13 protein-coding genes are annotated in these 13,000 nt (G+C 69.4%); 7 read left to right on the top strand and 6 right to left on the bottom strand.

All coding sequences use genetic code 11. From position 1 onward, the window contains the following. Position 1 precedes the first annotated feature (1 nt). The 6 genes from BLQ50_RS09855 to BLQ50_RS09880 form a co-directional block, all read right to left on the bottom strand. Positions 2–511, bottom strand: coding sequence for a spore germination protein GerW family protein (locus tag BLQ50_RS09855; RefSeq protein ID WP_093183216.1), 510 nt, complete (start codon positions 509–511; stop codon positions 2–4). A 61-nt stretch (positions 512–572) separates the two neighbouring features. Further along, positions 573–1,346, bottom strand: a complete 774-nt coding sequence (locus BLQ50_RS09860) for a S1C family serine protease (RefSeq protein ID WP_425424090.1) — start codon at positions 1,344–1,346, stop codon at positions 573–575. Continuing rightward, positions 1,343–1,984 carry a hypothetical protein gene (locus tag BLQ50_RS09865; RefSeq protein ID WP_093183217.1) on the bottom strand — a complete coding sequence of 214 codons (642 nt, stop codon included), beginning with the start codon at positions 1,982–1,984 and terminating at the stop codon, positions 1,343–1,345. Before BLQ50_RS09865 ends, BLQ50_RS09860 begins: the two co-directional genes overlap by 4 nt. A gap of 98 nt (positions 1,985–2,082) precedes the next feature. Then, a complete protein-coding gene (locus BLQ50_RS09870; protein ID WP_093183219.1) occupies positions 2,083–2,457 on the bottom strand; it encodes a DUF1844 domain-containing protein in 375 nt (124 codons plus the stop codon). Positions 2,458–2,710: 253 nt separating this feature from the next. After that, positions 2,711–4,204, bottom strand: a complete 1,494-nt coding sequence (locus tag BLQ50_RS09875) for a catalase (RefSeq protein ID WP_093183220.1) — start codon at positions 4,202–4,204, stop codon at positions 2,711–2,713. A gap of 51 nt (positions 4,205–4,255) precedes the next feature. Next, on the bottom strand, positions 4,256–4,705 hold the full coding sequence (locus BLQ50_RS09880) for a Fur family transcriptional regulator (protein WP_093183222.1): 450 nt from the start codon (positions 4,703–4,705) through the stop codon (positions 4,256–4,258). A gap of 394 nt (positions 4,706–5,099) precedes the next feature. Here BLQ50_RS09880 and infC point away from each other — a divergent pair, with 394 nt between their 5' ends. The 7 genes from infC to pheT all read left to right on the top strand — a co-directional run bounded on the left by infC (position 5,100) and on the right by pheT (position 12,976). Beyond that, positions 5,100–6,128: a translation initiation factor IF-3 gene (gene infC, locus BLQ50_RS09885; RefSeq protein ID WP_093183223.1), complete on the top strand. Its 1,029-nt coding sequence runs from the start codon at positions 5,100–5,102 to the stop codon at positions 6,126–6,128. A gap of 119 nt (positions 6,129–6,247) precedes the next feature. Continuing rightward, on the top strand, positions 6,248–6,442 hold the full coding sequence (gene rpmI, locus BLQ50_RS09890) for a 50S ribosomal protein L35 (RefSeq protein WP_093183225.1): 195 nt from the start codon (positions 6,248–6,250) through the stop codon (positions 6,440–6,442). Positions 6,443–6,510: 68 nt separating this feature from the next. Further along, positions 6,511–6,897 (top strand): 50S ribosomal protein L20, encoded by a 387-nt coding sequence (gene rplT, locus BLQ50_RS09895; RefSeq protein WP_093183227.1) that lies wholly within the window; start codon positions 6,511–6,513, stop codon positions 6,895–6,897. A 69-nt stretch (positions 6,898–6,966) separates the two neighbouring features. Then, on the top strand, positions 6,967–7,806 hold the full coding sequence (locus BLQ50_RS09900; RefSeq protein ID WP_093183228.1) for a TrmH family RNA methyltransferase: 840 nt from the start codon (positions 6,967–6,969) through the stop codon (positions 7,804–7,806). Next, entirely contained in the window at positions 7,793–9,199 is a 1,407-nt protein-coding gene (locus BLQ50_RS09905) for an amino acid permease (RefSeq protein WP_245701049.1), read from the top strand. The genes BLQ50_RS09900 and BLQ50_RS09905 overlap by 14 nt, the downstream gene beginning before the upstream one ends. Positions 9,200–9,248: 49 nt before the next feature. Next, on the top strand, positions 9,249–10,388 hold the full coding sequence (pheS, locus tag BLQ50_RS09910) for a phenylalanine--tRNA ligase subunit alpha (RefSeq protein WP_093183230.1): 1,140 nt from the start codon (positions 9,249–9,251) through the stop codon (positions 10,386–10,388). Then, a complete protein-coding gene (gene pheT / locus BLQ50_RS09915) occupies positions 10,388–12,976 on the top strand; it encodes a phenylalanine--tRNA ligase subunit beta (protein WP_093183231.1) in 2,589 nt (862 codons plus the stop codon). The genes pheS and pheT overlap by 1 nt, the downstream gene beginning before the upstream one ends. The last annotated feature ends 24 nt before the right edge of the window (positions 12,977–13,000 follow it).

Genomic DNA, 13,000 nt, shown 5'->3' on the forward strand with positions numbered 1-13,000 from the left:
CCTACGCGCGGTCCACCCGGTGCCTCAGCAGGCCGGCGACGGAGGGAAGGTGCAGACGATGCACGGTCTTGCGCCGTCGCCCCAGGACGCACCCGGTCGTGAGAACTGCCAGAGCCAGCACGATCTGCCCGCCGAGGATGGCACGGTTGACGTCGATCGTCGGCTGCCAATGGACGCCCGAGTCGTCGATGACGACGACTCCCAGGGGTTTGACGATCGTCCCGAACCCGCCGCCGCCGCCATATCCGTCCCCGTTGCCCGAGACGTCCGCGTCCGCGGCGAGAGACGCGCCTCCATACCCAGAGCCGGTCACGCCCATCACCCGCGCGACCGGGATGATGCGCACGCCGTCCCGCTCGTACGCCGTTCCGAACGCACGCGAGACGTGCAGCGTGTCGCGGGCGGCCCTGGTGATGAACCCGGGGTTGTGACGACGCCGGTTCGATCCGCGCTGTCTGCTCGACCCGCGCTGCTTGCTCGGTTCTCCTGGTGCATCCGGTTCGTCGGTCATCGCCCCAGGCTATGCCCGCAGCCGACGCGTGGAAAGCGAGGAGCGTCGGCCGGCGACGGTCTCAGCAGACCGGCTGGGTCTGCTCGACGAACCCCGAGTCGTCGGCCAGCAGCTCCTGCAGCGTGCTGACCGGCACCAGGTAGGAGTACCCGTCCGAGCTCTTGGCGTAGACGATCCCGATGACCCGCCCCTCGGTGTCGAGGGCGGCCGATCCTGAGCTGCCGGGCTCGACGCTCGCGTCGGTGAGCAGGACCTGACCGAGGTTCGCGTTGAGCGGGTCCGACGTGTACTCGATGACCGTGCCCTTGGTGACCGTCAGCGCTCCGCCGTTCGGGTAGCCGACCACGGTCACCGCGTCGCCTGGCTTGGGATCGGTCGCGGCCAGCTCGGGGTAGGCATCGAGGTCTTCGACCGTCCGCACGATCGCCAGGTCGGCGAGCGCGGCGGTGGCCGACGTCTCCACGCTGACGTCGCGGCCGTCGTACGTGCTCAGCTGGAGCTTGCGGCTCCCGTCGACGACGTGGCGGTTGGTGATCAGGGTCCGTGAGTCGATCGCGAAGCCGGTCCCGCGCACGACGCCGTCGCACCCGACGTTGCGGATCCGTACCGCCATCCGCTGCGCGGCATCAAAGCCGTCGGGGGAGAGGTTGCCGGTGTCCTCGGGAACCGTGCCCACACCCTGCGTCGGGATGACCGTGTCGGGCATCGCTTCGGGGAGGGAGGGCACCATCGAGCACCCGCCGAGCATCAGGAGCAGGGCGGCCGCCGTGGCGCTGCGACGGATGCGCCCCGCCCGCGGGCCCGGGCGGGCCGTTGTGGTCTCGGGAGTCGTCACTGGTTCGCAAGGTCTTTCTGGAGGGAGTTGTAGGCGTCGATCGCGGCCATGCACACGGTGTTGGCCTGGTCGATCGAGGTCTGCAGCACCTCGGGGGTCGCGGTGTCTGGCGCCGTGAGGTATCCCAGCACGGTGTTCTGGCTGGCGATGCAGTCGCCGAGAGAGGCGGACACCTTGAGGGCCTCCTGCGCGACGGCCTGGATGTCGGAGGCCAGGATCTTCTGGTTCTCGCGGTCGTCGCCGACCTGAGCCTTCTCGTCGGCGAGCTCGGTGATCCGCGTCTGGGCGGTCGCGAGCTGTTCGCGGGCGAGCGTGAGCTCGGCGGTGATGCCGCTCAGGTCGGTCGTGAGGTTCGCGACCTTCTCCCCGAGCATCCGTGACTCGCTCTCCCATGCGGCGCTGCGGTCGTGCCACTGGTTGGACAGGACCGCGAGGTAGGCACCGGCCCCCAGGGCTGCGACGAGCAGAACCGAGAGCAGAACCACGGCGATGGGTGACCGACGCCGTCGCGCGGGCGTGATCGAGTGGTCGCCCGCACCGATCAGGTGCGCGCCCTCGATGGCCGGTCGCACAGAGACCGGAGCCGAGACGGGCGTGTCGAAGGACGGGATCTGTGCCGGGGGGTAGCTCTGGGGCATCAGGTCCCCAGGCTGGAACGGCTCGCTCGTCGGGCCTGGACCGGCACCCGAGCTTGGCTGCGGGTCGGCCACGGCGTCGCCGTGGACTTCAGGGCCGCTCAACTGACGGCGCCGGTGTACTTCTCACCGGGGCCCTCACCCAGCGCATCGGGGTAGATCGAAGCCTCGCGGAACGCGAGCTGGAGCGAACGGAGCCCGTCGCGCAGAGACCGTGCATGCTGGTTGCCGATATCCGGGGCGGACGCGGTGACCAGGGCGGCGAGGGCGTTGATGAGCTTGCGTGCCTCGTCGAGGTCGAGCAGCTCCCCCGCGTCCTCGCCCTCGGCGAGCCCACACTTGATGGCCGCCGCGCTCATGAGGTGGACGGCCGCGGTCGTGATGACCTCGACCGCTGCGACATCCGCGATGTCACGCGTGGCCTGCGGGGCGAGCTCTTCGAAGGTGGTGGTTTCGTGCGTGTGCTCTGCGGTCATGCACCTAGTGTCACAAAGGTTGCCTCTTTGTGGCGAACGCGGACCCACGATGCGACCAGAGATCCACAAGTGCTTCACACTGCCCGACGACGCGGCCGGCACCTCCGCGCGACCGTCCGGCCTCGCCCTGCACACGGCACGAGGGCCAGGACCGCACGGTCCTGACCCTCGTGCCGCGCCTCGGTCACGGCTGGGGGGTGACTCAGCGTCCAGTCGCGGCCGCCGACAACCTGCTAGCGGTATGTCGGCAAGATCACGCGCCGGTGCCGACCGGCTCGGCCGCCGCGGCCGCTGACTCGACCGTGCTGCCCACGCGCTCGCGCAGCGCCGCACCCAGGTTCTCGTCGACGGACGTCCAGTACCAGAAGAAGCGCTCGAGGATGGCCAGCGAGGTGATCGAGTCACCCTGACCCGTGAGGGTATCCAGGAAGCGCGCCTTGGCGGCGTCGTCGTACACCTCGCGGTAGAGCGTGCCGGCCTGGCCGAAGTCGGAGTCCTCCGAGCGCAGGGTGGCCGCCGCGCGGGTGAGCTCGCCGTCGTTCTCCCAGCTGCCCATGCCCGCGCGTGCCTCGTCGGCGACGGGGCCGCCGAAGGAGTTCGGGGCGTAGACGGGGGTGGTCGGGGAGTTGAAGCCGTGGCGACCTGCGCCGTCCTGGGAGTAGTTGTGAACTGGCGCAGCGTGCGGAGAGTTCACCGGGATCTGGTTGTAGTTCGCTCCGACGCGGTACCGCTGGGCGTCGGGGTAGGAGAACACGCGGGCCATGAGCATCTTGTCCGGGCTCAGGTCGATGCCCGGCACGGTGTTCGCGGGGGAGAACGCCGCCTGCTCGATCTCGGCGAAGAAGTTCTGCGGGTTGCGGTTCAGGGTGTGCGTGCCCACCTTGATCAGCGGGTAGTCCGCGTGCGGCCACACCTTCGTGATGTCGAAGGGGTTGAAGCGGTACGTCTTGCCCTCTTCGTACGGCATGATCTGGACGAACACGTCCCAGGACGGGAAGTTGCCTTCGTCGATGGCCTCGTAGAGGTCGCGGCGGTAGTGGTCGGCGTCCGCGCCGGCGATCTGCTCGGCGACGTCCGCAGTCATCTCGACGTTGCCCTGGTTGGACTTGAAGTGGTACTGAACCCAGAAGCGCTCGCCCTCGGCGTTGATCCACTGGTAGGTGTGCGAGCCGAAGCCGGGCATCTCGCGCCAGGATCGCGGCAGCCCGCGGTCGCCCATGAGGTAGGTGACCTGGTGGGCGGACTCGGGGGAGAGGGTCCAGAAGTCCCACTGCATGTCCGCGTCGCGCAGGCCGGAGCCGGGCAGGCGCTTCTGGGAGTGGATGAAGTCGGGGAACTTGATGCCGTCGCGGATGAAGAACACCGGGGTGTTGTTTCCGACGATGTCGTAGTTGCCCTCGGTCGTGTAGAACTTCACCGAGAAGCCGCGGACGTCGCGCCACGTGTCGGGGGAGCCCTGCTCGCCGGCGACCGAGGAGAAGCGCTGAACCGTCTCGGTCACGGCGCCGGGCTGGAAGAGGGCGGCCCGGGTGTAGGCCGAGACATCACCGGTGACCTCGAAGGTGCCGAAGGCGCCGCCACCCTTGGCGTGCACGATGCGCTCGGGGATGCGCTCGCGGTTGAACTGGGCCAGCTTCTCCACGAGGTAGCGATCGTGCAGCGCGGTCGTGCCGTCCGGGCCGGTGGTCAGCGAGTGGTCGTCGCTGGGGACCGGCGAGCCGGTCTGCGTGGTCGTGAAATCTGTCATCGGAGCACTCCTTCAAAACAAGGGGGTTGGGGGATCAAGGTGTCAGGGAAGCTAGATGGTCGGCTGTGCGGCCTCTGTGTGAACGCTAGACCGGCACGCGGGGCACAGGCCCCAGTAGATGACCTCGGCCTCCTCGACGACAAAACCGTGGTCGTCGGCGGGGCGAAGGCACGGAGCGTGACCGACCGAGCAGTCCACATCGGTCACCGTGCCGCAGGTGCGGCACACGAGGTGGTGGTGGTTGTCGCCGACGCGCCGTTCGTAGCGGGCGGGGTGCCCGGCCGGCTCGATGCGGTGCAGGAGGTCGGCGTGAGTCAGCGCGGCGAGCACGTCGTAGACCGCCTGTGTCGAGGCGGTGCCCAGGGCGTGGCGCACCTTGCCGAGGATCGTGTCGGTCGTCGCATGGGGATGGTCAGAGACCGCGCCGAGCACCGCGAGGCGGGTCGCGGTGACCCGGAGGCCGCGCGACCGCAGCGCCTCTTCCTGCTCGGTTGGTGTCATGACCTCATCATACGCACGTTAACTGGAACTCTTCCAGTTCTAGAACCGATCTAGATCACCGGCCTGGACGAGGGGGTGGCGCCCCGTCGGTCGCGATGGGCCACGCTAGCGTGCTAGTGTTCCCAGTTGACCGACCATCTCATTGTGATCGCCCCCTTCGCGGAGGGTGAGAGCGAGACGGTGGTGCGCAAGTGGAGTCTCTCCCACCTGAGTTTCAACAGCTTGGCAGATGATCTGATCATCGCAGCCGACAACCGAATCCGGGTTCTGGTCCGGGTCGTGGATCGTGTCTTGAGGATGCGTTGCATGACCGTGTTGCTCGACCGCACGCGTGCAGACGCGGGCAGTGTCGCGGTGACCGTCGGATATCGAGGCCTCCATCCTGTGCTCAGGAGTGGGGGCCTTTCTCATTCCTGGCGAGCTACCGACGAGTTTCAAGGAGCATCACATCAGCGAGCCTCGCATCAACGATCGGATCCGCGTTCCCGAGGTCCGGCTTGTCGGCCCAGGTGGAGAGCAGGTCGGCGTCGTACGCATTGAGGTCGCCCTGAGCCTTGCCCAGGACGCTGACCTGGACCTCGTCGAGGTCGCCCCGGACGCACGACCGCCGGTCTGCAAGCTCATGGACTTCGGCAAGTTCAAGTACGAGTCGGACATGAAGGCCCGTGACGCCCGCCGTAACCAGGCGAACACGGTCCTCAAGGAGATCCGTTTCCGCTTGAAGATCGACCCGCACGACTACGGGACCAAGAAGGGCCACGTCGAGCGCTTCCTGGCCGCAGGCGACAAGGTCAAGGTCATGATCATGTTCCGAGGCCGCGAGCAGTCGCGCCCGGAGATGGGCGTGCGCCTCCTGCAGCGTCTGGCCGACGACGTCGCGGAGCTGGGCTTCATCGAGAGCATGCCGAAGCAGGATGGTCGCAACATGATCATGGTGCTCGGCCCGACGAAGAAGAAGGCCGACGCCAAGAACGAGCAGCGACGCCGCGCGCAGGAGTCAGAACCCGCGCGTCCGGCCCGTGAGCCTCGTGAGTCGGACTCGACTGAGGCTGCGGAGTCCTTCGAGGAGCTCGCCGCGCAGTCCCTGGCCCAGGTCGAGGCCGCCGAGGCAGCCCAGGCAGCCGCACCGGCTGTCGAGGAAGTTCCGGTCGAGGTTCCTGCCGAGGAAGCTCCGGTCACGGCCGCCGCGCCGGTGGCAGCAGCCGAGCCGTCCGCGCCCACCGTCGTCGAGCCTGTGGCAGCCCCGGCTGCTCCAGCCAAGCCCGTCGTCAAGAAGCCGGCCGCGGCCCCCAAGCCGGTGACCCCGAAGCCTGTTGCAGCCAAGCCCGTTACGGCGAAGCCGGTTGCAATGCCCAAGCCCGCGGCGAAGCCTGCCACGGCGCCCAAGCCGAGTGTGAAGCCCGCTCCGAAGAAGAGCGAGTAAGCACCACGACCATCTGGCTAGGTCCTAGACCTAACCGAGTCGGAACCCACCGGTTCTGACCCGACCGACGTCGTGTGTCGATCCTGACACCTGACCAGACCCGAGGAGAAACGGCAGCCATGCCGAAGAACAAGACGCACTCCGGCGCGAAGAAGCGGTTCCGCATCACCGGTAGTGGAAAGGTCATGCGCGAGCAGGCCAACAAGCGCCACCTGCTCGAGCACAAGTCGAGCCGTCGCAAGCGCCGCTTGTCTGCTGACTTGGTTGTCAGCCCCGCCGACGTCCGCAAGATCAAGAAGCTGCTCGGTAAGTGATCTGCTGACGGCGAGCTACGGCTCGCCGACGGATTCCCTTTCCAGCCCCGAACTGCAAGGAGCATCACGTGGCACGCGTGAAGCGGGCGGTAAACGCCCAGAAGAAGCGTCGTACAACACTCGAGCGCGCCAAGGGTTACCGCGGCCAGCGCTCGCGTCTCTACCGTAAGGCGAAGGAGCAGGTCACCCACTCCCTCGTCTACGCCTACCGTGACCGCAAGAAGCGCAAGGGTGACTTCCGTCGCCTGTGGATCCAGCGCATCAACGCTGCAGCCCGCGCTGAGGGCATGACGTACAACCGTTTCATCCAGGGCCTCAAGGCCGCTGAGATCCAGGTTGACCGTCGTATCCTCGCCGAGCTGGCCATCTCCGACGTCGCCGCGTTCAACGCGCTCGTCAAGCTCGCGAAGGCTGCACTCCCCGCTGACGTCAACGCGCCCAAGGTCGCGGCCTGACCCTCTGCGTGGAGGGTGCGCCCCTAAGGCGCACCATGTCACCCGAGAGAATCACGGAACGCCCAGACAATGACTGAACTGACGAATGTCCGCAGCGAGCGGGTCAAGGTCACTCGGTCGTTGGCTGGGCGTTCTGCGCGTTCCCGGGCAGGGAGGTTCCTCGTCGAAGGCCCCCAGGGGGTCCGCGAGGCCGTCCGCTTCGCCCCCGGCCAGGTCCGCGACATCTACTTCACCCGGGACTCCTACGAGCGGTACACCGAGATCGTGGTCGAATCCGAGCTCGCCGGCATGGTCACCCATGTGGCCAGCGAGGAGGTGCTCAACCTGATGAGCCCCGACGCCCAGGGCGTCCTCGCTGTGCTCGACCTCCCCGCAGCCCAGGATCCTGCGCAGCACCTCGAGGTGCTGCTCGATGCCGGTCCCCGCCTCGTGGCGGTCCTGTCCAACGTGCGGGACCCCGGCAACGCCGGGGCCGTCATCCGCGCGGCTGACGCTGCCGGCGCCGACCTCGTCGTCCTGACGTCCGAGAGCGTCGACATCCACAGCCCCAAGGTGGTGCGCTCCACGGCGGGCTCGTTGTTCCACCTTCCGGTCGTGACGGGCCTGCCGCTCACCGAGATCGTCGCCGCCCTGTCCCGCCGCGGCCTGACGACCCTGGCCGCGGACGGCGTCGGCACCCACGACCTCGACGACCTGCTCGACACGGCCGGCTCGGCCACCGACGGCGTCCCCGACCTGTCCCAGCCGTCCGCCTGGATCTTCGGCAACGAGGCCTGGGGCCTGCGCGAGGAGGAGCGAGCGCTGGCCGACGCCGTCGTGCGTGTCCCCATCCGGGGCAAGGCCGAGTCGCTCAACCTCGCGACCGCGGCGACCGTGTGCCTCTACGCGAGCTCACGTGCGCAGCGCTGACGGACCGGCGCTCGCCCCGGCGCCGCCCATCCCGGCGAACCTCTCCCACGGGCTCAAGGTCCGCCACCTGACGATGATGGGCCTCGGTTCGGCCATCGGCGCCGGGCTCTTCCTCGGCACCGGGGTCGGCATCCAGGCCGCCGGTCCGGCCGTGCTGGTCTCCTACGCGATCGCCGGCCTGCTCGTCATCCTGCTCATGCGGATGCTCGCCGAGATGGCGTCCGCCATCCCCTCGAGCGGGGCGTTCTCCCGCTACGCGGACCTTGCCATCGGGCGCTGGGCCGGCTTCACGACCGGTTGGCTGTACTGGTTCATGCTCATCATGGTGCTCGGGGTGGAGATCACCGGAGCCTCACGCATCGTGCACGGGTGGATCCCCGGCGTCCCGCAGTGGGTCGTGGCCCTCGTGTTCGTCTGCGCCTTCGCGGTGGTCAACCTGTCGGTCGTCGCGCACTTCGGTGAGTTCGAGTTCTGGTTCGCGGCGATCAAGGTGGTCGCGATCATCGGTTTCCTGGTGGTCGGGGTCCTCGTGCTGACGGGCGTGCTGCACGTCGGTCAGGATGTCGGGCTCACGGCCATGCTGAGCAACGGCGGCTTCGCCCCGAACGGAGTTGCCGGGATCGCCGCCGGGTTGCTCGCCGTGGTCTTCGCCTTCGGTGGGATCGAGATCGTCACGATCGCGGCCGCGGAGTCCCGGGACCCGGCGCGCAGCATCGCCAAGGCGGCCGCCAGCACGGTCTGGCGGATCCTGTTCTTCTACATCGGATCGGTCCTCGTCATGGTCCTCATCCTCCCGTGGGACTCCGCGGAGCTGGTGGCTGGTCCGTTCGTGGCGGTCCTGGCGATCGCGGGCATCCCCGGTGCGGTGACGGTCATGGAGGCGGTCGTGGTCATCGCCCTGCTCTCCGCCTTCAACGCCAACATCTACGCGACGTCGCGGATGGTGTTCTCCCTGTCCGAGCGCGGGGACGGCCCCGCGTACTTCGCGGGGGTTTCAGCGACCGGTGTGCCGAGCCGTGCGGTCTGGACGTCGGTGGCCTTCGGGGTCGTGTCCGTCGCGCTCAACGCCTGGCTGCCCGATCAGATCCTCGGGATCCTGCTCAACGCCGTCGGCGCGACCCTGCTCGTCGTGTGGGCGTTCATCGCCGTCTCCCAGCTGCGGCTGCGACCGCGGCTCGCGGCCGAAGGCTCGCTGTCGCTGCGCATGTGGGCCTACCCGTACCTGACCTGGTTCACCCTCGCGCTGCTCGCCGGCGTCGCCGTCCTCATGCTCTTCGACGCCGCAGCCCGCCGCCAGCTGCTCTCGGCCCTCACGCTCACCCTGGTCATCGCCGCGGTCTACGCCGTGCGACAGGCTCGCCAGGTACGCCGAGGCCGCACCCTCGCCGACTAGAATCGGCTCACTCGTCCCTTGGTCGATCGACAACGCTTGGAAGGCATGCATGTCTACCCCTGAACGGGCACACTCTGACGAGTCTGCCGCCTCCACCGAGGCCGTCACCCCCGCACCTGAGTCCTTCTCCCCGATCGACGCCGACGCCGCGGCCCAGGCTCTGCAGACCGCACTGGCGGCCATCGCGGGGGCCGGCGATCTCGACGAGCTCAAGGCCGTCCGCATTGCCCAGACCGGTGACCGCAGCCCGCTGTCCCTGGCCAACCGGGAGATCGGCAAGCTGGCCCCGGCAGACAAGGCGACCGCAGGCAAGGTGCTGGGACCCGTGCGCGCCGCGATCGGCAAGGCGCTGGCCGCCCGTCAGGTCGTCCTGGAGGACGAGCGCGACGCCCGGGTGCTCGTCGAGGAGTCCGTCGACGTCACCCTCCCGGTCGACCGTCGCGCGCCGGGCGCGCGTCACCCTCTCGAGTCGCTCCAGGAGCGGATCGGTGACTTCTTCGTCTCGATGGGCTGGGAGATCGCCGAAGGCCCCGAAGTCGAGGCGGAGTGGTTCAACTTCGACGCGCTGAACTTCGGCCCTGATCACCCCGCGCGCCAGATGCAGGACACGTTCTTCGTCGAGGGGCCTGTGGACCTGAGCGACCCCGACACCGCGGGCGTTCCCGCGCACCTCGTGCTGCGCACCCATACCTCACCGGTCCAGGCCCGCACGCTGCTCGAGCGGGACCTGCCGATCTACATCGCGTGCCCGGGCAAGGTGTTCCGCACCGACGAGCTCGACGCGACCCACACCCCCGTCTTCCACCAGGTCGAGGGCCTCGCGGTGGACAGGGGCCTGACCATGGCGCACCTGCTGGGCACCCTGGACCACTTCGCCAAGGCGATGTTCGGCCCCGACGCCAAGACGCGCCTGCGCCCGTCCTTCTTCCCCTTCACCGAGCCCAGCGCCGAGATGGACCTGTGGTTCCCGCAGAAGAAGGGCGGCGCAGGATGGATCGAGTGGGGCGGCTGCGGCATGGTCAACCCGAACGTGCTGCTCGCGGCGGGCATCGACCCCGACGTCTACTCCGGCTTCGCCTTCGGCATGGGCATTGAGCGCACGCTCATGCTCCGTCACGGGATCGCCGACATGCACGACATGGTGGAGGGCGACGTCCGCTTCTCCCAGCACTTCGGAATGGGAATCTGATGCCGTACATCGCACTGTCCTGGCTCGGCGAGCACGTCGAGCTCCCGGCGGGTCTGACCGCCGAGCAGCTGGCCGCGGACCTCGTCCGCGTCGGCCTCGAGGAGGAGGGCGTGCACGGCGCGGCCGTCACCGGGCCCCTCGTCGTCGGGCAGGTTGTCTCTCTCGTCAAGGAGGAGCAGAAGAACGGCAAGGTCATCAACTGGTGCCAGGTCGACGTCGGGGCGCACAACACCCTCGACGAGGTCGGCCAGCCCACCGTCCCGCGCGGGATCATCTGCGGGGCGCACAACTTCGTCCCTGGTGACCGTGTCGTCGCCGCTCTGCCCGGCGCGGTGCTGCCCGGCCCGTTCCCGATCGCCTCCCGCAAGACCTACGGGCACATCTCTGACGGGATGATCTGCTCGGCCCGCGAGCTGGGCCTGGGGGAGGACCACGACGGCATCATCGTGCTCGACCGCCTCGGCTACACCGCGGACAACGGCTACGACACGACTCCCGGGACCGACGCCATCGCCCTGCTCGGGCTCGGCGAGGAGGTCCTGGAGATCAACGTGACCCCGGACCGGGGCTACTGCTTCTCCATGCGCGGCGTGGCACGAGAGTTCTCCCACTCGACCGGCGCGGTCTTCACCGACCCCGGCCTGGCGCAGGGGCCGCTGCCCTCACCGACGCCCGACGGTTTCGAGGTCGTCGTCGACGACGTCGCACCGATTCACGCCCAGGTCGGCTGCGACCGCTTCGTGACCCGCATCGTCCGGGGAGTCGACGCCGCGGCGCCGTCGCCCGCGTGGATGCAGCGCAGGTTGACCCAGGCCGGCATGCGACCGATCTCCCTCGCCGTCGACGTGACCAACTACGTCATGCTCGACCTGGGCCAGCCGCTGCACGCCTACGACCTGGCCACCCTCGTCGCCCCGATCGTCGTGCGCCGCGCCCAGCCCGGTGAGCGCCTCACCACGCTCGACGGAGCCGACCGCGCCCTGAATGGCGAGGACCTGCTCATCACCGACAGCGTCGGTGACGTCGGGGCTCGCGTGCTCGGCCTGGCCGGTGTCATGGGTGGGGCCGAGACCGAGGTCTCCGGCTCCACGACCGACCTGCTCATCGAGGCCGCGCACTTCGACCAGGTGACGATCGCCCGTACCGCCCGCCGTCACAAGCTGCCCAGCGAGGCGGCCAAGCGCTTCGAGCGCGGCGTCGACCCGATGCTGCCCGCCGTTGCGGCCCAGCGCGTCGTCGACCTGCTCGTCGAGCACGGCGGTGGAACGGCCGACCCGGCCGTGAGCGACCTGTCCGACCTTCCCGAGCGCCAGGCGATCCCCTTCGTCCTCTCCGAGCCTGAGCGTCTGGTGGGGGTGGCCTACACCGCCGACCAGGTTGTTGACGTGCTCCGCCAGATCGGCTGCGAGGTCTCCTTGATCGAAGGGTCGGGTCTGCAGGCGCGGGTCGCCGTCCTGGTGCCCACGTGGCGCCCGGACCTGACCGGCTCCGCCGAGCTCGTCGAGGAGGTCGCCCGCCTCGTCGGCTACGACACGATCCCCTCGATCCTGCCGGTCGCCCCGGCCGGGCGCGGCCTCACTGCGGGACAGCGGGGTCGCCGCTCGGTGGCTCGCGCGCTGGCCGAGGCGGGTTTTGTCGAGACCCTGAGCTACCCGTTCATCGGCTCCGGTCAGCTCGACGACCTGGGTATCGCCGCCGACGACGCACGACGCGTGGCCCTGCGGGTCCTCAATCCCATGTCCGCTGAGAAGAACCTCATGCGCACGAACCTGCTCGTGACGCTGCTCGATACCGCGCGCCGCAACGTCGCCCGCGGCACGAGCGACCTCGCGCTCTTCGAGATGGGCCTGGTCACCCGCCCGGTCCTCGGCGCACCGGTGGCGCCGCTGCTCCCCGGAGCGCGCCGCCCCAGTGACGACGAGCTCGCCCGGCTGCAGGCTGGCGTGCCCGCCCAGCCGCGCCGAGTGGCCGGCCTGCTGGCCGGTCAGCGCGACCTGCCGGGATGGTGGGGCGCGGGCCGCGCGGCGGACTGGACGGACGCGGTCGCGGCAGTCCGGCTGGTCGCCGACCGGCTCGGCGTGGACGTCGTGCTCTCGGGAGACTCCGACCACGCACCGTGGCACCCCGGTCGCTGCGCCAAGGTCACCCTGGCCGACGGCACGCTCGTGGGCCACGCCGGGGAGCTGCACCCGAAGGTGATCGAGCGGAGCGGGCTGCCGGCACGCGCCGTCGCCTTCGAGGTCGACCTGGACGTGCTGCTCGCGGCCGCCCCCACCGAGCCGCTGCAGGGCTCCCCGGTCTCGACGTTCCCGCTCGCCAAGGAAGACCTGGCCCTCGTCGTGGACGCCTCGGTCGCGGCCCAGGACGTCTTCGACGCGGTCCGCGCCGGGGCCGGCGACCTCCTCGAGGAGCTGCGGCTCTTCGACGTCTTCTCCGGCGAGCAGGTGGGGGAGGGGAAGAAGTCCCTGGCCTTCTCCCTGCGGCTGCGTGCGAGCGACCGCACGCTCACCGCGGAGGACACCGCGGCCGTCCGCGAGGCGGCCGTCGCCGAGGCTCATGCCCGATGCGGCGCGGAGCTGCGCGGCTGATGCGGCGGCGCTGATCGCTGCGCG

The organism is Sanguibacter gelidistatuariae (assembly GCF_900096585.1).
GTDB lineage: Bacteria > Actinomycetota > Actinomycetes > Actinomycetales > Cellulomonadaceae > Sanguibacter > Sanguibacter gelidistatuariae.

Bases quoted from the DNA above. Each gene is read 5' to 3' on its own strand.
- BLQ50_RS09855 (WP_093183216.1), bottom strand. From the start codon at position 511: ATGACCGACGAACCGGATGCACCAGGAGAACCGAGCAAGCAGCGCGGG.
- BLQ50_RS09865 (WP_093183217.1), bottom strand. From the start codon at position 1,984: ATGCCCCAGAGCTACCCCCCGGCACAGATCCCGTCCTTCGACACGCCC.
- BLQ50_RS09870 (WP_093183219.1), bottom strand. From the start codon at position 2,457: ATGACCGCAGAGCACACGCACGAAACCACCACCTTCGAAGAGCTCGCC.
- BLQ50_RS09875 (WP_093183220.1), bottom strand. From the start codon at position 4,204: ATGACAGATTTCACGACCACGCAGACCGGCTCGCCGGTCCCCAGCGAC.
- BLQ50_RS09880 (WP_093183222.1), bottom strand. From the start codon at position 4,705: ATGACACCAACCGAGCAGGAAGAGGCGCTGCGGTCGCGCGGCCTCCGG.
- rpmI (WP_093183225.1), top strand. From the start codon at position 6,248: ATGCCGAAGAACAAGACGCACTCCGGCGCGAAGAAGCGGTTCCGCATC.
- BLQ50_RS09900 (WP_093183228.1), top strand. From the start codon at position 6,967: ATGACTGAACTGACGAATGTCCGCAGCGAGCGGGTCAAGGTCACTCGG.
- pheS (WP_093183230.1), top strand. From the start codon at position 9,249: ATGTCTACCCCTGAACGGGCACACTCTGACGAGTCTGCCGCCTCCACC.
- pheT (WP_093183231.1), top strand. From the start codon at position 10,388: ATGCCGTACATCGCACTGTCCTGGCTCGGCGAGCACGTCGAGCTCCCG.